Here is a 25436-nt window from a genome sequence, read left to right as displayed (position 1 = left end):
GAGGAATAGCGGAGGAACGGATAGAAGAAAGATTTTTAATTCGTAACAGCCAAGATATCATAGTGATGTTTGTTTTGATAGGTTATTTAGCTGGAACAAAAGGGAATAGATAGTTAATGAAAAAGCTACTTCTAAATGATAGATTTAGGAGGTTATCCAATGCGCTATGTATTGCTTGTTCTTTTATTTTCTTTCGTTATCTTCACGTTGCCAGCGTGTAGTCAAAACGGGTTATTTGATGATACTATCTCAACCATTGAAGTGCAAGATGAGGAGACTGGAGAAACCATAGAAAGGATCGGGGATGAAGCTTTTATCAATGACCTTACAATGGAATTAGAAAACGCCAATACGACATCGATAGCTAATATTGATCTCCCTCACCCGGATTACAGGGTCATCTTTTTAAATGAAGATAACCCTATACTAGAGCTAGGGTATTATCTTGAAGACAAAAACTTTAGCGGTATCTCTGGAAGGTTTGTAGATATGAATGAGGGTCTGCATTATGGAGTGGATATGGAGTTGCCTATACAGGAATAAACGTGCAGAGCTCTATAACTACTTTGGTTTTGAGATAGCAACATAAGAATAAAGAAACAGCTCATTCGCCGCTTAGAATGAGCTGTTTCTTTATGTTTTTCATTGCATAGGAAATTATAGAATTATTGCCTTGTGGATAACTATTTATAGTAAAACAGGCACGTCCAGCTCCGAGCGCCAAAAACTAGGAGATTTCACGTCGCGCCCTACGATAAGTCAACATCGGTTCGTCACCTCACCGTGTTTCCTTTATCTCAGTTGCGCCGCTCCAATCTCTACGTTTTTAAACAGGCGCTCTGCGCTTTTGTTCTTTTAAACCGTGGTTTTTGCTCCACACGATAAGACAGAAAAAATGATTGATTCGTTCAAGAACGGGCGGATACGGGTTCTTCTAGAATAAAGAAAAAGCAAGTACCCAGCCGGGAACTGTATTGCCTTCGAGAAAATAATTGTTATGTGGTAAGTCTTTTTTGTTAGACTGATTTCCTGATCAAATAGGAAGTTGTTTTGAAAGATTGATTAATTATTAATTGGAAAATTCTCTGCTAACTTTTCACATGTTTCAACGAATTTCATTGCTGCTGGAGATGGGTACGTATTTCGTTTATGTGCAATACCAACCGTTCGCGCATAGTGTTCAGTAAAGTTCTTTTGAATAAGGTCTGCAGGTGCATGATGCAAAATAGATTTTGGAACAATCGAAACACCTAAATTCTCCGTTACCATCGTTAAAATAGCCTGATCAACCGATAATTCGTATACGATATTTGGGATGATTTTATGCTTAGATAAGATACGTAATACATCACGATCGATGTTTTGTTTTGGCATAATCCAGCGTTCATCCTGTAACTGATTCAGTGTCAGATGTTCTTCGGAAGCAAGGGGATGATCTTTTGCCATGATGCATAGAAGTTGATCCTCAAAAATAAAGTCAAATATGAGATTTTCAGATACAGGCTTAGCAAGAAATCCAATATCGACGACACCGTGCTGCAGCCAATTTTCAATTTGGTCATAATCTCCTTCCTTCAGTTGGATAGTGACATCCGGATAATGCTGTTCGAAATAGGATAAAACCTTTGGCAGCAATACGAGTGAAACACTTGGAAGCACACCGACGGTAATGGTTCCGCTAATCAATTTTTTTAAATTGGCAACGGTATTATCGAGTTTTTGCTGTTCTTGCAGGATTTTCGAAACATGATCATATACCATTTTTCCATTGCTTGTTAAAATAACATTATTCCTATTACGGATGATGAGAGAAAGATCCAGCTCTTTTTCTAAATTATTCATCGCATGTGTAATGGAAGATTGGGTTAGATTGAGCTTTAGACCGGTTTCTGTAAAGTTTCCCGTTTCAATTAACGTGTGCAGAGCAATATATTGAGCTAATGTAGGCATATAATAAACTCCTTTTTAACGTGTTTTTTATATCTGACTATGAATTTTTCTCATAGTTAGATATAAAAATATTCATTCGATTTATATTTGATTTTATTTTATAATAGATTCAAACCCAAGTAAAATAATAAGGATTTAAGGAGATAGATAAGATGAGTGAAGAAAAGCTAATGATGAAAGCCTTGTCTATGGACATTATTACAGCGAAAATGTTTACGGAACTCCATCTCTCCATTACAGAAGCATATGGTGAAGAAGAAGGCCAGAAACTTGTCCAGAAAGGTTTGGAAGCATTCGGTCTAAAAGATGCAGAAACAATGGCACAAAAGGCAACAGCAGAAGGACAAAACCATGCTTTTTATGAATATTTACCACAAGCTGTAAAGGAAGAAGAAAAATACGCAGCATTAACAACTTTTGCGCGTTTTTCCAAAATGTTTGCTCAAATTGCGAAGCAGGTAGTAGATAAATATGAGGAAGAAGGCGAGGATGTCATTAGACGTGCTGTAGAAAGATATGGAAGAAAGCGCGGGGAAGGGATTGCTCAGCGTGCACGTGCCAATGGATTAGAAAATAACGCTGATAATTATTTAAAAAACTATGATATGGCCCGCAGTGAATTATTTGAAGTGGAAACCGTGCATAAAGAAAATGAGGTGGAACAAACCTTTACGTATTGTCCATTTGGCCAACAATGGGCGGATGATGATATGGGCAAATACGGTATTCTGTATTGCCAAGTGATCGATCCTTCTGTTGCGAAGGGTTATAATAAGAATTTTGAAGTTGTGCATGACCAGTATGTATTGCGGGAAGGACAATGTCACTTCCAGTTTCAGATGAAGGAATAAGTACTGTGATAAATGCGAATCGATTATTTTAATAACTTCATGACTTAAGCTAAATTGTCCAAAAGGGCATCAACCGATTTTCTATTATGAATGAAAAACAACTGGCGATTAACTTTGTTATAGAATATGTGAAGGAAGCAAGTGTACAGGTAAGGATAGTGATTTTTCACCATTGGGTGGGAATCACTATTTTTTGTTTAAATTAGAAATAAAAAAGGAACCATAAAATAAAGTACATTATTTATGGAGGGTGAACCAAAATGACAGAGACAAACATGCCAAAAGACAAAGGTTTGGATCACACGCTGAAGCTTTTAGATGAAGGATACCGTTTTGTAACCAATCGTTCGGATAAGTTTGAATCACGTGTATTTGAAACAAGACTGTTAGGTGAGAAAACCATTTGTATGGTAGGTGAGAAAGAAGCAGAACTTTTTTATGATAATGCAAAATTCTCCCGAAAAGATGCTTCTCCCGGAAGGATTCAGAAGACGCTGTTTGGTGAGGGAGGCGTTCAGGGACTGGATGGAGCAGACCATCATCACCGGAAAGCAATGTTTATGTCTCTGATGACAGAAGAAAAGTTAAAAGAGATGTCCGCTATCATTCGAGAAGAATGGGAGCAAGAAATGGAGAACCGTTCTAAGGAAGAAATACAAGTTTATCAAGCAGCAAAATATGTGTTAACGAAATCTGCCTTACGATGGACAGGAGTCCCTTATGAACAAGAGGATATCCCCGAATGGGCAGACCAGCTAAGCGACATGTTTGAAGATGCCGGTGCAGTTGGGTTCAGTCATTGGCAGGCAAGGCAATCCAGATCTAAGGCGGAAGAACGAATAACAGGATTGGTGGAGAGAGTACGCAGCAACAAGGCAGAAGAGGTTAGTAAGGATAGCGCCGTATACCATTTTGCGATGCATCGTGATTTAAACGAGGAATTACTGGATGCTTCCATTGTTGCTGTTGAAATATTGAATCTGCTGCGTCCCATTGTCGCCATTGCGGTTTATATAGATTTTGTTTTGCTGGCTGTTCACGATTACCCGGAAGAAGCAGGGAAATTGGAGTCAGAGGAGGACTTGCATCACTTTATTCAGGAAGTAAGACGCTTCTATCCATTCTTCCCGGTTGCTCCTGCACGGGTCATAGAGGATTTTACCTGGGGCGATTATACCTTTAAAGAAGGTACATTAACTTTATTGGATTTATATGGTACAAACCATGACCCGGCTATTTGGAAGCAGCCGGATCTGTTTCAGCCGGGACGATTTCAAGGGTGGAAGGAATCTCCATTTAATTTCATTCCGCAAGGCGGAGGAGAATTCGATATTGGTCACCGTTGTGCCGGTGAATGGATGACAATGGATGTCTTAAAAACAACGCTGAACTTTTTTGTAAACCATCTTTCTTTTGAATTCGCAGAACAGGATTTGGGTTATGAGATGAACGATATTCCGCCAATTCCAGAGAGCGGAGTAATTATTAAAGGAATACAGTTAAAATAATGGAAGGAAGAAATTCCTGTCTGTACGTTTCAAAGGGTGTTCTGTATCGTTTTTCCATACAGAACACCCTTTGAATTTTTCACGGTTTGATCCATTATTTATCTCTAATTTGTTTTAATGTTTCATAAATTTTGAACATGATGATTAGTAATTCACAATAAACTCGTACTAAGAGGCTTCCAATAACAATAGTAATAAGTCCTGAGAACATAAGTAAAAACTCTTGTTCAATAATTCCAGTAAAAATAGTAATAAGACCGAATATAACCGCTGCAACAAGCCCTATCCAAAATAACACTTTAATAATGACAGGTGTAATCATTTCTTCAAAACTAAAAAATTTATTCATAACATTCCCTCCTTTTTTTCTTTTTTAACAGTATATATTAAAAACGGCAGATTTTACAATAATACATTAGCCTGGTAATCAATACCTATTGATATACGAAAACGCAAGCATTCTCTCTTCCTTTACTTGCGCAAGGATGTGCTGACTTTGGCTTTCCTGTAAATGTTTCTGAGGAGGTAAGTAAGTTCCACCCTGATTGCAGCCCCAACGAAGACATTCATGAAAGGTTTGCACGCAAGAGTATAAGGAATACGAAGTTTATTTAGGTAATTAGTTTAGTGTCTGTTTATTTGTTTTGGGAATTAAGACCTTTTGTTTCAAAATCCAAAACTTCCTTCCTGTTTTTTGTCATATAGCTTCTTTTTTCGATTTTCGAGTTTGCACTTGAATCATTTATGCTAATGTTATTTTATATACTGTAATAACAAGGGTTTTGAGATTAGAAACACCTTGTTTGAAGTAGTATCACTTAAAATAAAATAAGGGGTGACAGGATGGAGAAAGATGATAAACAGCAAGAAGAGAATGTCGAGGAGGAATACTCTAAATCAGCATCGGAAGGAGGAGAAACGGTAGAACCGGGCGCAGAGGAGGGAACGCAGCAGCCAGGGTCAGAAACAAATGAAGTAAATACGCCTCCACAGCAACAAACAGAGGGATTAAATGAAACAAATCAGGAGGAAAAAACGAAAAATTCGCAATTTGATTTTCGAGAAAGCTTTAATGAAATCAAAGGGATTGCGCTGGATGCCGTATTAAGACCAAATACGCTCATTCATTCCAGCCGGGCGGTTAAAGTGGAAACCAGTCTTATTATTTTCGCTTTGCTAGCCGTGCTTGTCAGTGTTTGCCATTATTTATTTTATCGATATGGATTTGATGGGCTGTTCTACTTTTTGGGGGATATTAATTTTACCTTTGTTTTAAAGACGTTTGTTTCCTGGCTTATTACATTTGCTATCGGCTATTTTTCACTTTATATTTTACTCAAACAGTTTGGAAACAAAACAATGGAACATAAGGATTTATTGACGAAGTATGTGATCGTTAATATTCCATTTGTACTTGTATTTTGCTTGGTAACCTTATTTTTTGGTTTTGTACTTATTGATTTATTTATTGTGACCTACGTATTTTCATTACTGCTTTTTGGATTTATCCATATTTATTTATTCTTAGCACTGATGGAAAAATCCCGTTATGATGTCTTCTGGACATTAACCGTGTATCAGCTGGTGCTTATTATAGCATCGTATTTCTTAGTCGGTGTAGACTTTGGAGCATTTTAATTCTAATAGATTTTCACAATAAGAGGCTGTCTCCAATTGTATAATGCGGAGACAGCCTCTTATCGTAAATACATTTTATTTATTATTTGGATGTGTACGAAACCAGGAAATAGCAACCATTATTATTAGAACAACTACGGAGCTGATAAAAGCAGCCAGACTTATATATCCAATAAGAGACTCCTCTCTTCCCTCGAAGAAATAACTGATAAATATACTAATAAGGCTGAGTGAGCTGACAACCATCGGGGGAACAACTCTTTTTTCTTTTAAAAATATACTTATTAGAAATAGAATCACACCAATACCAAGCATTATTGGTAAGTATCCTGTTAAGAAATTCATTTTACCACTCCACTAACTGATTAAATTTTAAACTTCCTTGTATATAGTTTCCCAAGTGTGGGCGTAATTAATCTGCCACTTTTGTTTTAATTCCTCATTCCCCCTCATTTTAAAAAATGATGAGGAGAAGTACGTTTACACAGAAATTCCCCTTCTATTAGTTATGGCTTTTAAACATCTTCTATAATGAACTTGTCTACCTGCAGCAGAAATTACTTTTAGGTCTTTATCCAAGAGAAATTCCTGAAAAATAGGTTTTTATATCAAACCGAGTACGTGGGGTGCACATAGTCTATAGAGAAAGATTAAAGAAATGGAAAGGAGGTCCTTTACGGTGAGAGGTAGTAATAAACATCATCAAGGACAATTTAATCAAGGCTGGGGGAACCAACAGGTACAAGGAGCTTCTATGAATGGAAATTGCAATGGCAATGGAATGCCACAACAGATGCCGATGCAGCAAAAGCCACAACAACAAATGCAGCCAGAATTCTGTGCGCCACAAGTATCACCTACACAACAAGGCCCGACACAAGTCTCTCCAACAAAGCAATACGTAAAAACAAACGTTTCAAATACAGAAGTAAAGCATATCCATCCTAGTCACACAACAAATGTTAATAAGCATATGACAACACACAAACACTATTTCCCTCATACAGAATCCGTTGTAAATGATATTAAAGAACAGCATGTTATGTGCGGGAAGCCGCATCATCCTTGCCCACCACAAGGCCCTTGTGGATGCTAAAGGATTGTATGTAAATAAAAAACATCAATTTGCAGTTATGTGATGCTGCGGATTGATGTTTTTTTACATGTTTGGCATACCCTAATGATAATAAAAGAACCGCTGCATTCGTCTGACTTATCATAGTATTTAGAAAAAATAGCGTGGGACTTGGTTTATTGGAAAGAAATCCGTTATAATAAAAAAAGATTCATTTTAAATTTTTTAGGCAGAGAGGATCGAGTATATATGAAGCAAGAAATTGGTGTTATTGGTTTAGCCGTTATGGGAAAAAATATCGCGTTAAATATAGAAAGCCGAGGCTTTGCGGTATCTGTTTTCAACCGTACGTATGAGAAAACAGAAAACTTTATGGCAAACGAAGCAAAAGGAAAAAACTTCTACGGTGCAAAAACGATTGAGGAATTTGTACAATCCCTGGAGAAACCACGTAGAATTATGCTTATGGTTCAAGCAGGACCTGCAACAGATGCAACGATTGCATCTTTACATCCATACTTAGAGGACGGCGATGTTTTAATCGATGGAGGAAACACACTCTATGAAGATACGATGCGTCGTAATGAAGAATTAGATAAGACAGGTATTCATTTCATCGGAACGGGTGTATCTGGTGGAGAAGAAGGAGCATTAAAAGGGCCTTCTATGATGCCTGGTGGACAAAAAGAAGCTTATGATCTTGTTGCTCCAATTTTTGAAGCTATTTCTGCTAAAGTTGATGGCGATCCATGTGTTACTTACATTGGGCCAAACGGTGCAGGCCATTTTGTGAAAATGGTTCATAATGGAATTGAATATGGAGATATGCAGTTAATTGCAGAAGCATATGATCTAATGAAAAACGTAGCCGGTTTAGATGCTGAAGAACTCCATGAAGTATTTAAAGAATGGAATAAAGGAGAGCTTGATAGCTTCTTAATTGAAATTACAGCAGATATTTTCACAAAAACAGATGACGACACCGGGAAGCCGTTAGTTGAAGTGATTCTTGATAAAGCCGGTCAAAAGGGTACTGGAAAATGGACAAGTAAAAATGCATTAGATTTGGGTGTACCGCTTCCGTTAATTACAGAGTCTGTCTTTGCACGCTTTATTTCTTCTTTGAAAGACGAGCGCGTAAAAGCAAGCAAAGTATTAACTGGACCTGCCAAAACAGACATATCAGAAAGCAAAGAAGATCTCATTGAAGCAATTCGTCAAGCTCTTTATATGAGTAAAATTGTTTCTTATGCACAAGGATTTGCCCAAATGCGTGCAGCATCTCAAGAAAATAATTGGGACTTGAAATATGGGGATATTGCCATGATTTGGCGTGGTGGATGCATTATCCGTGCGAATTTCTTGCAAAAAATTAAAGAAGCGTATGATCGTGATGCGGATTTACCAAACCTTATGCTGGACCCTTATTTCAAAGAAATTGTAGAAGGTTATCAAGCATCGCTTCGTAAGGTTGTTTCTTTAGCAGTACAACATGGTGTTGCGGTGCCAACATTCGCTAGTGCAATTGCTTATTATGACAGCTATCGTTCAGAGGATTTGCCAGCTAACTTAATCCAGGCGCAGCGTGATTATTTTGGTGCGCATACGTATGAGCGTAAAGATAAAGATGGTGTCTTCCATTCTCAATGGTTTTAATGGCTTGGTAAGAAATGAATAATAACAAAAATCCCCGGAGTCAACTTGTTTTGATTCCGGGGATTTTTGTTTGGAGATCGCTTTATAATTCTTTCAACATAGCTGACAAAAGCTGTTCATATTTCGAAAAATATACTCTTACGCAGCCAGCTCCTCCTGATATTTTCCAGAATTTTCTTGAAACAGTATGGTGTACATATCGAGATGAGAAATAAAGGAATGCTTTACATGAATAAAGTCAAAATTTCCTCAAAAATCAATGTTTTTATGATAATAGATTAAGGGAAAAGGGACAGGGAATGGTTATTAATGAAAGAGGAGGTATTATTTTGAAACTTGGAAACGGCAAAAATTATTCTTATTTGGAGACTGGAAGACCAGTAGCTGAAGGAAGAAATGGAGCTGTTACGTCGCCGCACTATTTAGCTACACAAACAGGAAAAAGAATCTTGGACCAAGGAGGACATGCAGTAGAAGCGGCAATTGCAGTAAATGCTGTACTCTGTGTCGTAATCCCGCATATGGCAGGGCTGGGAGGAGATTTATTCGCTTTAGTTTGGGATGAGAAGGAAAAAGAAGTTAAATCTCTAAATGGAAGCGGTAAATCTGGAAATCAAGTAACCCGGGAAGTTTATAAACAGCAGGAATTGAAGGAGATTCCGGAACGTGGACCATTAGCCGCCAATACCATTCCGGGAACAGTAGATGGCTGGTGGGAACTGCACCAGCAATATGGAAAGTTGAAATGGGGAGCTTTGTTTGAAGATGCAATTCATTATGCGGAAAATGGTTTTCCGATAACAGACAGGGTAAGCAGTTATATTCAAGAAAAAGCTGATTTATTAAGTGAATATTCGACAACTAAAAAGATATTCTTTAAAAATGATCGTCCCATTTTAACAGGAGAGTTACTCGTGCAGACTGATTTGGCATGGGCTTTCAAACAACTGTCTAAATCGGGAAGAGATGCTTTTTATGATGGGGAAATTACAGACAAAATTATTGCTGCGATGGAGAAGCATGGAGGTCTTTTAGTAAAAGAAGATTTTAGAAACCACACTGTTGAATGGGATCGTCCCTTATCCAGCTCTTACAGAGGTTATGACATCTATCAGGTGAAACCGAACACACAAGGAATTGCTGTGCTAATGATGCTGAATATGTTAGAGAAAAATGATTTGGTCTCCATTGGGGATGGTACGCCGGACTATTATCACCTGATGGCAGAAACAGCCAAACTTAAATTTCGTTTCAGAGATGAGTGGGTTACCGATCTGGAATCGATTGATCTCCCTTATGACAAACTCTTATCTAAATCTTTATCGGAAGAGGTTTATGGTCATTTCTCCTGGGAAGAAGTAAACCGGCTGGAAAATCTGGAAGAACTTCCTGAGGTTGATCATGGCAGAGACACAGCCTATCTTAGTGTCGTGGATAAAGAAGGGAATAGTATTTCCCTTATACAAAGTATCTTTCATGAATTTGGTTCTGGATTTATGCCGGAGAGCTGCGGTTTCTTCCTTCAGAATCGGGGATCCCATTTTAGTCTGGATGAAAATCACCCAAATACGTTAGAACCAAATAAGCGCACATTCCATACGATTATTCCCGGAATGGCATTAAAGAATGGCAAGCCATTTATGCTTTTTGGAGCAATGGGCGGTGAAGGGCAGCCGCAAACCCAGTGTGCCATGCTTACGAAAGTGATTGATTTTGGCTATAACATGCAGCAAACGATTGAAGCACCACGCTGGCTGTATGGGAAAAAATGGGGTGAAGACAGTTCTACACTTAAGTTAGAAGGAAGAGTATCTGATGAAATCTTTAAAGATTTAAGAAGGCGCGGCCATGAAGTTGAAATCGTAGAGGACTATTCTGAGACAATGGGCCATGCACAAGGGATCGTGATTGATCATGAAAGAGGGGTATATAGTGCTGGAGCAGATCCGCGCGGGGATGGAATTGCCTTATGCTGGTAGGCTTTAAGAACAATTACTTTGGAGGAATGGATAATGGAAAATAATTTACCGGTTGATTTATTGCATTGGTTATTAGCTATTGCACCATTAGTTCTGCTGCTTCTAATGTTAGTTGTTTTTAAATGGTCTGGCGGAACTTCGGGATGGATTGCAATGGGCTTGGCGACATTACTAGGTTACTTTATGTTTGAAGCCCCTTTCGAAACGCTGGCTGTTGGATTTGGAAAAGGCGTTTGGGAAGCATTCTTTATCTTGTTGGTTGTATGGTTTGCTTTAATGCTATACCATGTTACAGATGAATCTGGTTCGTTTAAAGTTATCCGGGAAAAGATACAAAACCATAGTGGAAATTACTTGTTTCTTGTCCTTGGATTTGGTTGGGTATTTGCCTCTTTTCTTCAGGGTGTAGCTGGATTTGGGGTACCAATTGCTGTTGTCGCACCGTTACTAGTTGGATTAGGTGTGAAACCTGTAGCTGCAATTGTTATTCCGTTAATAGGGCATTCATGGGCGAACATGTTTGGAACGCTCGGTGTTGGCTGGATTGCTACTATAAATGCAGTGCAAATTGAAGATACAACATTAACACTCCTCTATACCGGAATTCTATTATGGCTCCCCAATATAATAGCTGGTATGATGATTTGCTGGATTTATGCTAAATGGAAAGGAATAAAAGAAGGTTTTCTGGCTGTTATCATTATTTCGCTGATTCACGGCGGAGGACAGCTTGCTATGGTAAGCTTTAACGCAGAGCTAAGTACGTTTATCCCGACGATTTTAGCTTTTGGCGCTTTATTTATGCTTTCCAAAAGGAAGAAGTATAGTGAAAAATCAGAGTTAGACGAATTAACGAACATTCTGGAAGAGACTGATTCAGAAACTGGAGAGAAGCCGGATATATCATTGCATCAGGCTTTTATGCCGTATTACGTTTTGTCGGTAATCAGTATTATATTTCTTGGAATCGGGCCGATTCAAAGCTTTCTGGAACAGTTTGAATTCGGATTTTCCTTCCCGGCAGTTGAAACAGGATACGGCTTTGAAATGGAAGCTGAAGAAGCATATTCCCCTATAGCTCCATTGACACATCCAGGATTCTATTTACTTGTATCGGTTATCTTTGCTTACTTCTGGTACAAGCGTTTAGGATTACACCATAAAAACACTACTAAAAATGTATTTTCTGGCTTGAAGAATAATGCATTAGGAGCATCACTGGCAATCACAGGATTTTTAACAATGACAATGATTATGGAAAACTCAGGACAAACAAACGTACTTGCGCTAGGCATTGCAGAAGTTTCTACGCCGGGTATTTATGCTGGTTTAGCAAATATAATCGGGATTATCGGGGCATTTATGACCTCATCAAATACGTCATCCAATGTTCTGTTCTCACCGTTACATGGTTCTGTCGTCGATTCGATGGAAGGTTTATCACTACCTCTTGTAATTGCTGCACAGTCAACAGGTGGAGCGATTGGTAATGTCATTTCACCAGCCAATATTATATTAGGAACAAGTACAACGAATGCACAAGGAAGAGAGTCGGAAGTATATAAAATTACGCTTATCTACACATTGATTGCAGGAGTTGGTGTTTCAGCTGTGTCTATACTATTGCACCTTATCGGAGGATAAAACAGGAAATCATCGATGAAGCACAAGGCTTCGTCGATGATTTTTAATCTTAAGAAACGGATAAATTTAAAAATAAAATCGTTACAACTGTAGCACTTTGAGAATTTTTTAAAGAAGATTTGGTATAATGAAGATACCAATCTACATCCACTGAAAAGATGTATTGTTTGCACCTCATCGTTTCATCTTGGTAAAAAGTGAAGTGCAATGATATATTTACATAACGTAGGGAGTGAATATTATGTCAATTATAGATAAATTAAAGCTAGATAAATACAAAAGCTTGGCTATAATCAACAAACCAGCTGATTATCATATGTTCACAGAGCAGAACCAAGCATTGCAACAAGAGCATGATGCTATTTTTATTTTTGTAGAAACGTTGGATGAAATGATTACATATACAAATCAAATTTTAGAGAAAAAATTATTACTGCCAAAAGGGTATTTATTTTTTGCTTACCCTAAAAAGGGAAATAAACGCTATAACACCTCTATCCATAGGGATGAGATTTTCCCTGCTATGAAGGTGGACGAAGAAGGTTATGTGCCGGAAAGTGATTTGAAATTTGCTCGAATGGTGCGAATGGATGATGTGTTTACTGTAATTGGCTTAAAACGCGAAGAACGAAAAGAGAAGAAACCTACCTCATCGAGCCAGCGCGTAGCAGATTATGCTGAGAAGGTGAAAGATGTAGAAGCGTTATTAGTAGAATTTCCGGAGGTGCTTTCGTTTTACCGGAGTTTGACACCAGGCTATCAAAAAGACTGGGCACGTTATCTTTTTTCTGCGAAACAAGAAAAGACACGTGATAAGCGCAAACAGCAAATGCTTGATATTTTGTCCCAAGGGTATAAATCGATTGATTTGTACCGGCAGCAGAAGAAATAAATCGGCTTTATTTGTCAAAGAGGAGGGCTGTTATGATTAAACAAATTCCAGTAACAAATGATGAAATTTATGAGTTGTCTGCCTTTGCCTTTCAAGTTACGCTTGTACCAGAAGAGATAGAAAAGAAAAAGAAAGCAAAAAAGAATGAAACGGTTTGGGGCTGGATGGAAGGAGAAAATCTTGCTGCAAAGGTGCATTTGATTCCGCTGGAAACAAGCATTCATGGCAAGGTTATGAAAACAGGGGGAATTGCCTCGGTTGCAACTTGGCCGGAGTATCGGAGGAAAGGAGCTGTTCGGCAGTTGCTTATCCACACTTTAAGTGAAATGAAGAAAGCAGGTTACCTTGTTTCTTATCTGGCGCCATTCAGTGTTCCATTTTACCGGAAATTCGGTTGGGAAATGACGATCAATGAAATGCAGTTTACGATTCCGATGGAGCACGTTCCTAAATTTAAGGGTATAACAGGTTATGTGCGTCGGATGAAAAAGCATGAAGAAATCATTTTAAAAAAGGTCTATCAGGCTTATACCGAACTGTATACAGGGATGCTTATCCGTGATGATCATTGGTGGGAACACAGGATTTTCAGCAAAGAAGAATTAATCACAGCGATAAGTTATGATGATGCAGGAAAGGCAGATGGATATATACGTTATCAGGTAAAGAATAGTAAGCTGGACATCGATGAATGGGTTGCTGTTACCCCGGATAGTAAAAAGCGGCTGCTGCAGTTTATTGCCAATCATGATTCGATGGCAAAGGAAGTACATTTGACACTGCCGGATGATGGTTTACTTCCGCTTTTTCTGGAAGAACCGAGGGCAAAGCAAGAACAAAAGCCATATTTTATGACAAGAATTGTTGATGTAGAAGCCTTTCTAAAGGTATATCCATTCTTGACGCCGGCAGAAAAGGAAGAAAGCTATCGATTGAAAGTGGAAGATGACGTTTTGGAAGAAAACAGCGGCATTTATCATATTTATTTTCAAAATGGATCACATTATGCAGAAAAAACAGAGGACACGGCAGGAGAGAATGTGACAGCATCGGTGACAATTCAACAATTAACGATGATTTTGTTAGGAAAACAAACCTTGGAGCAGCTTTACCAGCAGGCGTTTATCTCTGGTGAATTAGAAAATATGGTAAAGCTGGATGCGTATCTTCCTAAGAAAAAACATCCATATCTTGCAGATTTTTTCTAAATAATAATAAAAATCAAAGCCTGTCTCTATGTTAAGAAGACAGGCTTTGATTTCTAATATTAGACTTCCTTGCTGCTCGCCGTTTCTTTTTTGGCTGCTGTGGAGTCATCTACTTTTTTCTGGTGGTACATACTGTTTAGCAGCGCTCCTACCAAGAGGATAATTCCTGTTAAGAAAAACCAGATCATCAGGATGATAATCCCCCCAAGGCTTCCATACGTCGCAGAGTAATTGCCAAAGTTAGATACATAAATAGAAAAAGCAAAAGAGCTTACCAGCCATAAAATACTTGCTGTCAAGGTTCCAGGTAGAATATGGCGGAAAGGAAGCCGTTTATTTGGTGCAAAACGATACAGACCAAGTAAAATAACGGTAACAATAACAATGACCATCACTAAACGTGATATTTGTAGGATAAGTTCTGTACCTTCACTGATACCAATAAAGGAAATCAAGAAATTGATAATAGCGTCTCCAAACACCAAAAGAATAATAGATGAAATAGCCGCTAACAGTATTCCGATAGTCAACAGAATGGCTATTCCGCGAGCTTTGATAAATGATCTGGTTTCTTCCACTTCAAACGCTTGATTTGATACCTTAATGAAAGCATTGATCCCGTTGGATGCAGACCAAATGGTACCCAAAATCCCGACAGTCAATAGTCCGCCGCGGGGTGTTTCTACCAAGCTGATGATATTTTCTTCAAAAGTTGCTGCAAGTTCTTGCGGTAAGATGGAGCCGATAAACCCGACAGCATCATCAGGACTTATGTTAAAATAAGGGATAATTGCAAAACCAACGATAAGAAGTGGGAAGACGGCTAAAAGAAAATAATAAGCAAGCGCAGCTGCAAGTAATGTCGTATTATTTTCGGTAAAACGTTTCATAAAATCTTTGCCGAATTGTTTAATATCCATAGTCGCCTCCAATAAAAATTTTTACATACCTTTCCATTTTAGAGGGAGACCCTGAAAAATGGAATAAATATATCCATAATGTTTAGGGAAAGATTAAGGTATATGAACTCTATACCCAAAAATGAAGAGATATAATCTTGGTAAGTAGGAAATAAGATAACTTTTCTATCCTATGTATGATGGACGATATATTTAAATATTAGCGTCTTCCATCATTATTAATAGCGCAGTAAAACTATCTGGAAAGGCTTTTATTCCGAGAAAGGGTTGTATGTCAGCATTGTATAGAAGATTTTAAGAAAACACCATATGCTTTTATGCCTCCCTTTAACGAATATCAGGTTTTCTGATATTATAAAGAAGAAACGTTTTATTTATTTTTGCAGGTGGTATAATATTGTTTATAGAGACTATTTAAAAGTCTGATTGAAAAAATGGGAAAATACGGGCAGCTATCTGAAGGAATCACAAGTCCATTTTATTCTTTTGAACAAGGCAGGAGCTGGATGCAGTTATTCTTAGATGAGAACAATTAAAGCCCACATGTATACGCGTTTATATTTTGAAGAAGGAGGAGTTTTTTACATATGCCTATTATTTCCGTAGGGATTCTACTTGTTGCTATCGCGTTTGCGGTCGTATGTTGTTATATAGCCTTTATGTTAAATCGGCTTACCTATAATATTCGTTCGCTCGGCAGTTCCGTCGTAAAAATGGAAGAAGAAATGAGCCATATCACACCTGAAATTTCGACATCCTTAAAAGAGGTGAACCATTTAATTGATGATACGCATGAGAAACTGCAGGCAACAGACAGTGCCTTTGGTTCTTTAGAAGATGTGGGTGCATCTGTCCAGAGTTTAAACGAAGCTTATAAAGTGAAGCGTCAGGCGCTGGATGATGTAAAATTGGAAGAAAAATTAAATCTTGCAATGAAAGGTATCACTTGGAGTGAAGCAGCGATACAAATTTATAAAAGTTATCAGGCAAGTAAAACAAATAAAGTCAACCAGAAGAGGGAGGAAGTAAAATGACATTAATTGGAGTTGGCGTCATTATCATTGGAGTCGCAAGTGTTATTTTAGCTATTTTTATCGGTCATTTATTAAATAACTTAGCAAGTGTATTAAGCGGCGTTGATAAGACGGTGCAGCAATTACCAGAACAATTGGATGGTATTTTAAAAGAAACAACAAGTATTATGCATGAAAGTAATCAAGCATTAGCAGATATAAACAACAAAATGGAGCAATTAAGCCCGTTGTTTTATATTGTTGGTGATGTAGGAAATGCAACAAGGAAGCTTTCTTCTTCTTTAGTGGACGTTACGGATTCTGTGAAAACAAAAACAGAAGTGGGACAAGAGGTTTCAGGTAAAAATAACTTAGGCGGCGTATACGGTGGAGTTGCCCTTGGTTATTATTGGTTAAAGAAAAAACGGGATTTAAAACGTGAGAAACGGGCATATACACATGAACAATAAAGGATATAAAGCAGGGATCGTTGTTAGTTCGGTTGTAGGTGCTGCATTAGGATGGGTGGCAAGCTCTTATGTGGATAAAAAACGAAATTTAGAAGAGAATCCATCTCTATTAACTCGTCTACGTGATTTTGAACAACGTCTTTATCACGATGGCTTTCAAAAATCGACAGAGCTTCATGAAATACGACAGGAAGTTGAAAATAAAATTGCAGAAGAGAAATAAAAAATCGCTTGGAATGAAGGTTCCAAGCGATTTTTTAGATTGCGATTATTTTTTATTCTGTTTCACTAGAAAATAACCTATGGTTGCTAAGCCATAAATGCCCTGCAAATTTTTATTTGCTATCGTCATATTTGCCTCTTCGGTTGTCTCTTGTAATTGATTTGCTGTTTTAAGTACAGATGATGACATGTTATGCGTAGCTCGTCCTGCATCTCCAATTAAATAGAACAATGGAGATAATTCTTTGATTTGCTGGTTTACTTGCTGTAACGTTTCATTACCTGTTTTAAGAATATCCGTTATTTGTGAAGTAATTCCTTCTACTTGCTCAGGCAGTTGATCTGTGGTTTTTTGAGCACTTGCAATGAGCTTTCCGGCTCCCCCTAGTTTTAGAAAGAGAAATGCAGCCACTCCTAATAAACCGACTCCAATCAGAACAGCTCCAATACCTAATACAATTAATATCCAATCAGCCATAATCATACCTCCGAATTAATATTCCTAAATATACAATATCACATGAAGAATGGTTTCAAACATTTATTTTTATTTTAGCATACTACAAAAGATAAGTCATAAACCGAGGGGCTGGCCCATAAATTTTTAGTAAAGGCTTTTGCTGTTTATATTTTTTTGAGTTTGTACATGCTGTAAGAAACAGCTTTGCAATAAACAGTACGCTTTGAGGACCAGTTTGAATTGTAATAACCATTATAAAAAGGAGATGTTGCGTTTTCGTATAGCTTCTTCCTTTGAACGGCAGTTATTCACCTTACTGAAAAGGTTCACTAAATTTTATCGTAGTCAGTACAACTTACTGTAAGACTCTCACTTTAAGAATAGAAAAAACATGGAATTATTAATGGGGCGGGATACGCCGCCCTCCACTGAATAAAATTTCGTTATATATCTTTCTATAATGCAAAAATACACCTCTAAAGATGGGGATGAAAGGAACGAAGTAATATGTCAAAAAAGAAGAAGCTGGCCTTTTGGTTTCTCGGTTTATTCATACTTATTTTCTTATTACAGTATCCCACGAAGGAAGCAATTAATTCTTCTAATTCAACTTGGTCTCTTCCATTAAATGGAAAAGTGATTGTGATTGACCCGGGCCATGGCGGACCGGATGGTGGAGCAGTGGGGGCAGATGGCACAGTAGAAAAAGACATTGCGCTGTCCGTATCAAAGGTGATTCAATCATATTTGATGCAGCACGGGGCGATTGTTCATTTAACACGTGACGAGGATGTTGATTTAGCGTCAGAAGGGACAAGCGGTCTGGCAAATCGCAAATCAGAGGATATACGAAATCGATTAGCGTTTATTCATGAGAAAGAGCCGGATTTCTTTATTTCTATCCATTTAAATGCATTACCTGATTCGCAGTGGCATGGAGCTCAGACCTTCTATTATCCAAGGTTTGAGGAAGGAGAGCATCTGGCAACGATGATTCAGGAAGAAATTATTCGTAATTTAGAAAACACGAATAGACAACCTCTTGCGATTGATCAAATGTATTTGTTAAAGCATGCAGAAGTCCCTGGGGCATTAGTAGAAATCGGCTTTTTATCGAATGAGACGGAGCGGGAGCTACTGAAGGATGATGCGTATCAAAGGCAAATGGCAGCTAGCATTTATGAAGGAATTTTGCGTTATGTTACAGAAGATCCTCAGGGTGAGGAAGGGGAATGAGCAGTAACTTATAAGAAAAAGGTTTGGCAGAGGCTAAGCCTTTTTTACATGACATAAAAGCACAGCGGACACGATACCATCTGATTAACTTAAGACGTCACTCAATTGGTTACAAAGCAAACCAACTGAATGAAGTTTTGTTTTATGTTATACTAACATTTAGACAGATTCATAAAAGGATGGTGAAAATATGTTAACACAAGAAGAGGTTATAGAGTTACTCAGCTCTGTAAAGGATCCTTTTTTACATAGAAGCTTGAAGGAATTAGATGCGATTACTTCCGTTACCATTAAGGAAGAGAAAAAGCATGTTAGTGTGAAGGTTGGAATTTCCAAAATGAACACTGGCGAACAGATGCAAATGCAGCAAGAGATTGTTGGTATTTTAAAACGTAATGGTGCGAATACAGTAGGGTTGCGATTTGAACAGCTACCAGAGGAAACGGTGCAGAAGTATCAGTCTGAAGCAGAAAAAGCAAAAGAAGAAACGTTAATAAGCGGAGCCACCAATACAGAATTTATTGCCGTAGCCAGCGGAAAAGGCGGTGTTGGTAAGTCAACTGTAACCGTTAACTTAGCGGTTTCCTTGATGCGTTTAGGGAAAAAAGTTGGAATTATCGATGCGGATATTTATGGATTTAGTGTGCCGGATATGATGGGTATTGAAGAAAGACCAGTTGTACGGGGAGAGAAGATCATTCCTGTTGAACGTTTTGGTGTTAAAGTTGTTTCCATGGGATTCTTTGTGGAAGATAATTCACCGATTATCTGGCGCGGACCAATGCTTGGTAAAATGTTAAACAGCTTTTTCACAGAAGTAGAGTGGGGAGAATTAGATTATCTATTGCTTGATTTACCGCCTGGAACAGGAGACATTGCAATGGATGTCCATGAACTCTTACCGTCTTGTAAGGAGCTGATTGTTACCACACCTCATCCAACAGCTGCTTTTGTAGCAGCGCGTGCTGGACAAATGGCTCTAAAAACAGATCATGAGATTCTTGGTGTGGTGGAGAACATGGCTTATTTTGAGAGTAAGAAGACCGGGGAGAAGGAATATGTTTTTGGAAAAGGCGGCGGTAAGAAGCTGGCGGATGTTTTAAAAACAAAAGTTCTTGGTCAATTGTCACTCCAACAGCCGTATGAAGAAGAGGACGAATTTGCTCCATCTGTTTATCAGGAGGACCATCCAAATGGAAAAGAGTACCACAAGGTAGCTGCAAAAATAGTTGCAAAATTAGAAGGATAGGTTTGGTAGAAAAATGGGGTGTCTGTTTAGTGGAACAGCACCCTATTTGTTTTTAGAAAAAATACATATGCAAGGATTACCTATTCGGATGAAGGATCTTCGCCATTTTCATTTTCATTATTACTCTGGGAATTTTCATTATTTTCACCACTATTTCCGGATGAATTCTGATTGGCTGCTTCTTTAAGTGCTTGCTCTATTTTTTCCTGGAATAACGGAGATTGAAGGGTCTCTTGGATTGTTTTTTCTAGATGGGCACGAAATGCTTGGCTTGTCATAACAGAAAGCATCTGTTCATCTACCTCAGGGTTCCTTAATATTTCAATCATTTGCTCTTGAAATTGGCTATCATGCATAAGATCTTTCATCAAATTCTTTTGCTCTGCAGAAATCGATTTTGCATAGGTTTGTACGAATTCAGGATCTTGGAACATTTTCTTCCAATTCTCTTTGCTATCATCGGAGGATAAAGCTTTGGTGACTGCTCCTTTTACTTCATCAGACTCGATAACGATGCTTTCCTGTAGTTCGTCATCGTTTAGTATATCCTTTAATGCCGCTTTACCTTCCTCTGTCTGCAAGATATCAACAACCATCTTTTTCGTGGTTTCATACTCTGTTTCACGGGATTCTTCATTGTTTCCGCAAGCAGCGGCAAGGGATAGGAATAGAACTAAAAATAAAATGGACAGGTGACGTTTCATACATACGCTCCTTTCTTAATGGAATCAGAAAGTAAAATTTTGTCATACGTTTATTCTTCGTATAGAGATTTCGCTTTATAGGTCAAAAAACACAATTTCTGCATACCTCCCTTCCTAAATAAAAGGGAGGTTCAGGTTTTTCTTTGTTTTTCAGCAAAATGGTATGATATTTTTATTTTCAATAAACGCAATAAAGGCGTTATTTAGCTAAAGGTTTGCACTTCCGAATATAAGGGTTCTCAGAAACCATCAGCCGTTTTTCCAGTTTCCTTTAATGAATATCAGGATTTCTAATATTTTTCTGTGATAAGAAGATAACGATATCCTTAATATGTTTGATAATTTAACAAAATATACACAAGCAATGAAGAAAAATAAGAAACTTCATGATAAAATACGAGTGGTTACTTCTTTAGGGGGTGAAGAATTGAACACAAGAATATTGGTTAATTTCTTTTGGAAAACATTCTGGCTAGGAGGGCTTGCTGGATTGATTGCGAGCTTTTTTATACGGCCGGAGGAATATCTTACATATATGTCTCCGTTTGATGTAATGGAGTTATTCGGGGTATTTGTTTTCTTTTTAGGTCTTGGACTGACATTTGCAGCAGTAAGTATGACCGGATTCTTTGCATATTTATTTGTGAACCGAATGGGCTTAAACGTATTTAAAGGATATTGGCCAACAGTGCAGGTTGGTTTGATTGTCTTTGTTTTATTTGATCTTATCTATTTCCCATATCGTGCGACAGGGGGAGATGTAGCGATATACTGGTTTATATTGATTGCTGCTATAATGCTTTTAATTGGTTGGACTGTAGCAAAGATAAAAACAAAAGGAACAAAATCGACAGCCTTTATTCCAGCACTTTTTTTTATGGTCGTTTTTACAACTGTCGAATGGGTTCCAGGATTAATGGTAGATGGAACAGATTATGCTTGGTTAATGGTTATACCACTATTGGTATGTAACACATATCAAATTCTAACACTTCATAAATTGCCTTTTGTGGAAAAAAAACCAGATAGAGAACAGAAAACTGCACAGAAATCAAAAAAAGCACAAACGAAGAAAGCATAAATCAATTATAATAGGTGCCTCTCCGACCCCTTCCTTACATGGAAGTGCTCTGCGGTCGGATTTGAGCACCATTTTATTTTAATGTTTGGAATATAAGAAAAACAATGGATTTAAAGGAACGTTGACTTAGCTTTCTGTGTCCCTGTGGGAACGGAAACGTCCGAATCTAACTTGATTAGGCGAGAGGACTCTCAACCTCAAGACAGGCTAACGTTGCAACGTCCTGGGGTTGGGGCTGGGGCGGGTAACCGCATCCCCAGTCCCAGCCAGTTACACTGCGACAAATGTGTGAACCTCATATAGGCTGAAAAAGTAGTCTTGGGAGGTAGGACCAACAGAATAGCGGAGTTGGTTGTTTTTTGCACACCGATGTGTCAGCTCCACTGGCGGTTATTCGTCATCTTGAAAGTCGACATCCCAGAAACCCACACTTCCAATTTCTTTAGAAATGAAGTGGCGGGAGTATTCATACATCCTGATGCTGGTAAAGGAGAACCGAATACTTACGTTCTGCTAAATGTAAGACACGGCATTTTGGTTATTTATAAGGATAAACAGAAACAGGCAGCACCCTTTTATATTAAGGAAGTGCTGCCTGTTTCTGTTCACACGCTAATCTATATTCAAAAGACAGACTCAAGATCTAAGTCTATACTTGTTAAAAAAGTATACTTAAAAGGGGATTTCAGGAAATGAAAAAAATCAATCAATCAGTTCAGTCTCTGCTTTTGCCTGATTTACCATTTCTGATATCGTAATCAAACCGTATCCTTTATTTTTTAAGCCGGGCAGGATCGTCTCTAAAGCTTCGGCAGTCTGCTTGGCACTATCAGAAGCGTGCAGCAGAATAATATCACCATTTTCTGTTTGCTCCATGACATCATCAACGATAGATTCTACTCCAGGGTTTTCCCAATCATCGGGGTTGACATTCCAATGAACAACTTGAAATTGCATGTTTTCTGCCAGCTCAATAATTTCTTCGTTTAAATGACCGTGTGGTGTACGAAGAAGCTGAATATCTTCATATCCAAGTTTGTCCATAACCTCTTGTGCTTTTAGTAAATCTTGTCTTATCTGTTCGGGCTCTTGATCTAAATAACTTTTATAACGGTAGCCGAGTAGTCCGATCTCGTGCGTTCCTTCAGAAATTGCTTCCAATAAATCCGGGTGACGTTCAGCCCACTCCCCGCTGACAAAAAATGTAGCTTGGACATCTTCTTTTTCTAATACATCAAGAATACTTTCTACTTTTTCCTCTCCCCAACTAATATTGAAGGTGACGGCAACATCTTCTAAATCTTCATTTCCTTTGGAGAGAGCAGCAGGTTCATCCTTCGTGAACATAGTTATAATAGAAGGAGTCTGCGTCCAAATTAAAATTACGGCTGTTAAGATGATAGCTGCTGTTAATATAATTTTCTTTTGGTTCAAACGAATTGTGTAGAAGTGATTCAATTTTGTTCCTCCTTTTTGATGTAGTGAAATACATGGCAATCATTTTTGGCAGTGCGAAATAATTCGTTCTAGTATATATATATGTTGTGATTTTGGAGATATGTACAAGCTTGTATTATTCTATGAAAAAATTGATAATCAGAGAAAGACAATTTAATGTATAGAGCATATTTTATAGATGAAATGTTAAAACTAATAGAATATGGATACCGGTAATAGCTAGAAGATAGAGATTGTAAAAGTTGTCATATGGAGAAGTTATTATATTTTTTTGAGTGAAAGACAAAAAAGTGATTTAATTTAGTAACTTTTTTTATGAAAAAGTATTGCCCTTCTCAGTTTTGTATGGTATATTAATTTTTGTTGTCGGAAGAAAACGAAATAAAGCGAAATTACTTCGACAAAACACTTTCAAAAAAGTGTTGACAACAAAATTGAAACATGATAAATTATATCTTGTCGCTAAAAACGACAGATTAACAAATTGCTCTTTGAAAACTGAACAAAACAACCAGTACGAAAGAAGAAAAACAACCTCGTTTTTCTTAAAGAATTAAGTCAGAAGTAGACTTCTGAAAGCTAAAGTATTCAAACACTTTTATGGAGAGTTTGATCTTGGCTCAGGACGAACGCTGGCGGCGTGCCTAATACATGCAAGTCGAGCGCGGGAAGCGAACAGAACTCTTCGGAGGGACGTTCGTGGAACGAGCGGCGGACGGGTGAGTAACACGTAGGCAACCTGCCTGTAAGACTGGGATAACTCGCGGAAACGCGAGCTAATACCTGATAATACTTAGCATCACCTGATGATAAGTTAAAAGGCGGCTTTTGCTGTCACTTACAGATGGGCCTGCGGCGCATTAGCTAGTTGGTGGGGTAAGGGCTCACCAAGGCGACGATGCGTAGCCGACCTGAGAGGGTGATCGGCCACACTGGGACTGAGACACGGCCCAGACTCCTACGGGAGGCAGCAGTAGGGAATCTTCCGCAATGGACGAAAGTCTGACGGAGCAACGCCGCGTGAGTGATGAAGGTTTTCGGATCGTAAAACTCTGTTGTCGGGGAAGAACAAGTACGATAGTAACTGATCGTACCTTGACGGTACCCGACCAGAAAGCCACGGCTAACTACGTGCCAGCAGCCGCGGTAATACGTAGGTGGCAAGCGTTGTCCGGAATTATTGGGCGTAAAGCGCTCGCAGGCGGTTCTTTAAGTCTGATGTGAAATCTTGCAGCTCAACTGCAAACGTGCATTGGAAACTGGAGGACTTGAGTGCAGAAGAGGAGAGTGGAATTCCACGTGTAGCGGTGAAATGCGTAGAGATGTGGAGGAACACCAGTGGCGAAGGCGACTCTCTGGTCTGTAACTGACGCTGAGGAGCGAAAGCGTGGGGAGCGAACAGGATTAGATACCCTGGTAGTCCACGCCGTAAACGATGAGTGCTAGGTGTTAGGGGGTTTCCGCCCCTTAGTGCTGAAGTTAACGCATTAAGCACTCCGCCTGGGGAGTACGGCCGCAAGGCTGAAACTCAAAAGAATTGACGGGGACCCGCACAAGCGGTGGAGCATGTGGTTTAATTCGAAGCAACGCGAAGAACCTTACCAGGTCTTGACATCCTTTGACCGCTCTAGAGATAGAGTTTTCCCTTCGGGGACAAAGTGACAGGTGGTGCATGGTTGTCGTCAGCTCGTGTCGTGAGATGTTGGGTTAAGTCCCGCAACGAGCGCAACCCTTAATCTTAGTTGCCAGCATTTAGTTGGGCACTCTAAGGTGACTGCCGGTGACAAACCGGAGGAAGGTGGGGATGACGTCAAATCATCATGCCCCTTATGACCTGGGCTACACACGTGCTACAATGGACGGAACAAAGGGAAGCGAATCCGCGAGGTGAAGCAAATCCCATAAAACCGTTCTCAGTTCGGATTGTAGGCTGCAACTCGCCTACATGAAGCCGGAATCGCTAGTAATCGCGGATCAGCATGCCGCGGTGAATACGTTCCCGGGTCTTGTACACACCGCCCGTCACACCACGAGAGTTCGTAACACCCGAAGTCGGTGAGGTAACCTTTTGGAGCCAGCCGCCGAAGGTGGGACGAATGATTGGGGTGAAGTCGTAACAAGGTAGCCGTATCGGAAGGTGCGGCTGGATCACCTCCTTTCTAAGGATAATTAACGGAATTTGTACTGGTTTGTTTGGTTCAGTTTTGAGAGAGTAATTCTCT

23 protein-coding genes and 1 rRNA gene are annotated in these 25436 nt (G+C 38.8%); 17 read left to right on the top strand and 7 right to left on the bottom strand.

Annotated elements, in window-relative coordinates; translation table 11 throughout:
• The first annotated feature begins 159 nt into the window (after positions 1-159).
• On the top strand, positions 160-543 hold the full coding sequence (locus BN986_RS23670; protein WP_040984913.1) for a hypothetical protein: 384 nt from the start codon (positions 160-162) through the stop codon (positions 541-543).
• A 519-nt stretch (positions 544-1062) separates the two neighbouring features.
• Here BN986_RS23670 and BN986_RS23665 read toward each other — a convergent pair.
• Positions 1063-1950, bottom strand: a complete 888-nt coding sequence (locus BN986_RS23665; RefSeq protein ID WP_040984911.1) for a LysR family transcriptional regulator — start codon at positions 1948-1950, stop codon at positions 1063-1065.
• Positions 1951-2102: 152 nt separating this feature from the next.
• On the opposite strand from BN986_RS23665, the gene BN986_RS23660 reads away from it, so the two are divergent.
• Both BN986_RS23660 and BN986_RS23655 read left to right on the top strand, forming a co-directional pair.
• Positions 2103-2801 carry an L-2-amino-thiazoline-4-carboxylic acid hydrolase gene (locus BN986_RS23660; protein WP_040984909.1) on the top strand — a complete coding sequence of 233 codons (699 nt, stop codon included), beginning with the start codon at positions 2103-2105 and terminating at the stop codon, positions 2799-2801.
• A gap of 260 nt (positions 2802-3061) precedes the next feature.
• Positions 3062-4309, top strand: a complete 1248-nt coding sequence (locus BN986_RS23655) for a cytochrome P450 (protein ID WP_040984908.1) — start codon at positions 3062-3064, stop codon at positions 4307-4309.
• 94 nt (positions 4310-4403) lie between these two features.
• On the opposite strand, the gene BN986_RS23650 is transcribed toward BN986_RS23655, so the two are convergent.
• Positions 4404-4658: a DUF4282 domain-containing protein gene (locus BN986_RS23650; protein ID WP_040984906.1), complete on the bottom strand. Its 255-nt coding sequence runs from the start codon at positions 4656-4658 to the stop codon at positions 4404-4406.
• A 494-nt stretch (positions 4659-5152) separates the two neighbouring features.
• Here BN986_RS23650 and BN986_RS23645 point away from each other — a divergent pair, with 494 nt between their 5' ends.
• A complete protein-coding gene (locus BN986_RS23645; RefSeq protein WP_040984904.1) occupies positions 5153-5947 on the top strand; it encodes a hypothetical protein in 795 nt (264 codons plus the stop codon).
• A 75-nt stretch (positions 5948-6022) separates the two neighbouring features.
• Here the strand turns inward: BN986_RS23645 and BN986_RS23640 are convergent, their stop codons facing one another.
• Positions 6023-6292, bottom strand: coding sequence for a hypothetical protein (locus BN986_RS23640; protein ID WP_040984902.1), 270 nt, complete (start codon positions 6290-6292; stop codon positions 6023-6025).
• A 334-nt stretch (positions 6293-6626) separates the two neighbouring features.
• Here BN986_RS23640 and BN986_RS23635 point away from each other — a divergent pair, with 334 nt between their 5' ends.
• From BN986_RS23635 to BN986_RS23610, 6 genes are all read left to right on the top strand, one after another.
• Positions 6627-7043, top strand: coding sequence for a CotD family spore coat protein (locus tag BN986_RS23635; protein WP_379555664.1), 417 nt, complete (start codon positions 6627-6629; stop codon positions 7041-7043).
• 228 nt (positions 7044-7271) lie between these two features.
• The gene (gene gndA, locus BN986_RS23630; RefSeq protein WP_040984901.1) at positions 7272-8678 is read left to right on the top strand and encodes an NADP-dependent phosphogluconate dehydrogenase; all 1407 of its coding nucleotides are present in this window, start codon (positions 7272-7274) and stop codon (positions 8676-8678) included.
• Positions 8679-9007: 329 nt separating this feature from the next.
• Entirely contained in the window at positions 9008-10657 is a 1650-nt protein-coding gene (gene ggt / locus BN986_RS23625) for a gamma-glutamyltransferase (RefSeq protein ID WP_244445083.1), read from the top strand.
• Positions 10658-10690: 33 nt separating this feature from the next.
• The gene (locus BN986_RS23620) at positions 10691-12301 is read left to right on the top strand and encodes an L-lactate permease (RefSeq protein ID WP_040984899.1); all 1611 of its coding nucleotides are present in this window, start codon (positions 10691-10693) and stop codon (positions 12299-12301) included.
• 241 nt (positions 12302-12542) lie between these two features.
• Complete coding sequence (locus tag BN986_RS23615) at positions 12543-13193, top strand: YdeI/OmpD-associated family protein (protein WP_040984897.1); 651 nt, start codon at positions 12543-12545, stop codon at positions 13191-13193.
• A 32-nt stretch (positions 13194-13225) separates the two neighbouring features.
• Entirely contained in the window at positions 13226-14401 is a 1176-nt protein-coding gene (locus BN986_RS23610; protein ID WP_040984895.1) for a GNAT family N-acetyltransferase, read from the top strand.
• Positions 14402-14460: 59 nt separating this feature from the next.
• Here BN986_RS23610 and BN986_RS23605 read toward each other — a convergent pair whose 3' ends face one another.
• On the bottom strand, positions 14461-15321 hold the full coding sequence (locus BN986_RS23605) for a YihY/virulence factor BrkB family protein (RefSeq protein WP_040984894.1): 861 nt from the start codon (positions 15319-15321) through the stop codon (positions 14461-14463).
• A gap of 587 nt (positions 15322-15908) precedes the next feature.
• On the opposite strand from BN986_RS23605, the gene BN986_RS23600 reads away from it, so the two are divergent.
• From BN986_RS23600 to BN986_RS23590, 3 genes are read left to right on the top strand one after another with little or no spacing between them, the layout of a single operon-like run.
• Positions 15909-16355 carry a DUF948 domain-containing protein gene (locus tag BN986_RS23600; RefSeq protein WP_052401132.1) on the top strand — a complete coding sequence of 149 codons (447 nt, stop codon included), beginning with the start codon at positions 15909-15911 and terminating at the stop codon, positions 16353-16355.
• Complete coding sequence (locus BN986_RS23595) at positions 16352-16804, top strand: DUF948 domain-containing protein (protein ID WP_040984892.1); 453 nt, start codon at positions 16352-16354, stop codon at positions 16802-16804. Before BN986_RS23600 ends, BN986_RS23595 begins: the two co-directional genes overlap by 4 nt.
• The gene (locus BN986_RS23590; RefSeq protein ID WP_040984890.1) at positions 16794-17027 is read left to right on the top strand and encodes a hypothetical protein; all 234 of its coding nucleotides are present in this window, start codon (positions 16794-16796) and stop codon (positions 17025-17027) included. Before BN986_RS23595 ends, BN986_RS23590 begins: the two co-directional genes overlap by 11 nt.
• Positions 17028-17072: 45 nt before the next feature.
• On the opposite strand, the gene BN986_RS23585 is transcribed toward BN986_RS23590, so the two are convergent.
• Complete coding sequence (locus tag BN986_RS23585; protein WP_040984888.1) at positions 17073-17504, bottom strand: DUF948 domain-containing protein; 432 nt, start codon at positions 17502-17504, stop codon at positions 17073-17075.
• 489 nt (positions 17505-17993) lie between these two features.
• Between BN986_RS23585 and cwlD the strand changes: the two genes are divergently transcribed.
• Both cwlD and BN986_RS23575 read left to right on the top strand, forming a co-directional pair.
• Complete coding sequence (cwlD, locus tag BN986_RS23580) at positions 17994-18722, top strand: N-acetylmuramoyl-L-alanine amidase CwlD (RefSeq protein ID WP_040984886.1); 729 nt, start codon at positions 17994-17996, stop codon at positions 18720-18722.
• Between the two features lie 190 nt (positions 18723-18912).
• Positions 18913-19971: an Mrp/NBP35 family ATP-binding protein gene (locus tag BN986_RS23575; RefSeq protein WP_040984884.1), complete on the top strand. Its 1059-nt coding sequence runs from the start codon at positions 18913-18915 to the stop codon at positions 19969-19971.
• 80 nt (positions 19972-20051) lie between these two features.
• Here the strand turns inward: BN986_RS23575 and gerD are convergent, their stop codons facing one another.
• Positions 20052-20675, bottom strand: coding sequence for a spore germination lipoprotein GerD (gene gerD, locus BN986_RS23570; RefSeq protein WP_040984882.1), 624 nt, complete (start codon positions 20673-20675; stop codon positions 20052-20054).
• Positions 20676-21102: 427 nt separating this feature from the next.
• Here gerD and BN986_RS23565 point away from each other — a divergent pair, with 427 nt between their 5' ends.
• Positions 21103-21756 carry a KinB-signaling pathway activation protein gene (locus tag BN986_RS23565; RefSeq protein WP_040985152.1) on the top strand — a complete coding sequence of 218 codons (654 nt, stop codon included), beginning with the start codon at positions 21103-21105 and terminating at the stop codon, positions 21754-21756.
• Positions 21757-22458: 702 nt separating this feature from the next.
• On the opposite strand, the gene pdaB is transcribed toward BN986_RS23565, so the two are convergent.
• Entirely contained in the window at positions 22459-23214 is a 756-nt protein-coding gene (gene pdaB / locus BN986_RS23555) for a polysaccharide deacetylase family sporulation protein PdaB (protein WP_040984878.1), read from the bottom strand.
• Between the two features lie 597 nt (positions 23215-23811).
• Here pdaB and BN986_RS23550 point away from each other — a divergent pair.
• A 16S ribosomal RNA gene (locus BN986_RS23550) occupies positions 23812-25373 on the top strand.
• Positions 25374-25436: the final 63 nt, after the last annotated feature.

Source organism: Oceanobacillus jeddahensis (genome assembly GCF_000750635.1).
Lineage (GTDB): Bacteria > Bacillota > Bacilli > Bacillales > Amphibacillaceae > Oceanobacillus > Oceanobacillus jeddahense.
The sequence above is the reverse complement of the archived record's forward strand: the minus strand, read 5'-3'. Positions and strand labels throughout refer to the sequence as shown.

Bases quoted from the DNA above. Each gene is read 5' to 3' on its own strand.
- BN986_RS23575 (WP_040984884.1), top strand. From the start codon at position 18,913: ATGTTAACACAAGAAGAGGTTATAGAGTTACTCAGCTCTGTAAAGGAT.
- gndA (WP_040984901.1), top strand. From the start codon at position 7,272: ATGAAGCAAGAAATTGGTGTTATTGGTTTAGCCGTTATGGGAAAAAAT.
- BN986_RS23605 (WP_040984894.1), bottom strand. From the start codon at position 15,321: ATGGATATTAAACAATTCGGCAAAGATTTTATGAAACGTTTTACCGAA.
- BN986_RS23600 (WP_052401132.1), top strand. From the start codon at position 15,909: ATGCCTATTATTTCCGTAGGGATTCTACTTGTTGCTATCGCGTTTGCG.
- BN986_RS23650 (WP_040984906.1), bottom strand. From the start codon at position 4,658: ATGAATAAATTTTTTAGTTTTGAAGAAATGATTACACCTGTCATTATT.
- BN986_RS23670 (WP_040984913.1), top strand. From the start codon at position 160: ATGCGCTATGTATTGCTTGTTCTTTTATTTTCTTTCGTTATCTTCACG.
- BN986_RS23660 (WP_040984909.1), top strand. From the start codon at position 2,103: ATGAGTGAAGAAAAGCTAATGATGAAAGCCTTGTCTATGGACATTATT.
- BN986_RS23585 (WP_040984888.1), bottom strand. From the start codon at position 17,504: ATGGCTGATTGGATATTAATTGTATTAGGTATTGGAGCTGTTCTGATT.
- BN986_RS23620 (WP_040984899.1), top strand. From the start codon at position 10,691: ATGGAAAATAATTTACCGGTTGATTTATTGCATTGGTTATTAGCTATT.
- BN986_RS23595 (WP_040984892.1), top strand. From the start codon at position 16,352: ATGACATTAATTGGAGTTGGCGTCATTATCATTGGAGTCGCAAGTGTT.
- BN986_RS23590 (WP_040984890.1), top strand. From the start codon at position 16,794: ATGAACAATAAAGGATATAAAGCAGGGATCGTTGTTAGTTCGGTTGTA.
- BN986_RS23615 (WP_040984897.1), top strand. From the start codon at position 12,543: ATGTCAATTATAGATAAATTAAAGCTAGATAAATACAAAAGCTTGGCT.
- BN986_RS23640 (WP_040984902.1), bottom strand. From the start codon at position 6,292: ATGAATTTCTTAACAGGATACTTACCAATAATGCTTGGTATTGGTGTG.
- gerD (WP_040984882.1), bottom strand. From the start codon at position 20,675: ATGAAACGTCACCTGTCCATTTTATTTTTAGTTCTATTCCTATCCCTT.
- BN986_RS23655 (WP_040984908.1), top strand. From the start codon at position 3,062: ATGACAGAGACAAACATGCCAAAAGACAAAGGTTTGGATCACACGCTG.
- BN986_RS23645 (WP_040984904.1), top strand. From the start codon at position 5,153: ATGGAGAAAGATGATAAACAGCAAGAAGAGAATGTCGAGGAGGAATAC.
- BN986_RS23665 (WP_040984911.1), bottom strand. From the start codon at position 1,950: ATGCCTACATTAGCTCAATATATTGCTCTGCACACGTTAATTGAAACG.
- BN986_RS23610 (WP_040984895.1), top strand. From the start codon at position 13,226: ATGATTAAACAAATTCCAGTAACAAATGATGAAATTTATGAGTTGTCT.
- cwlD (WP_040984886.1), top strand. From the start codon at position 17,994: ATGTCAAAAAAGAAGAAGCTGGCCTTTTGGTTTCTCGGTTTATTCATA.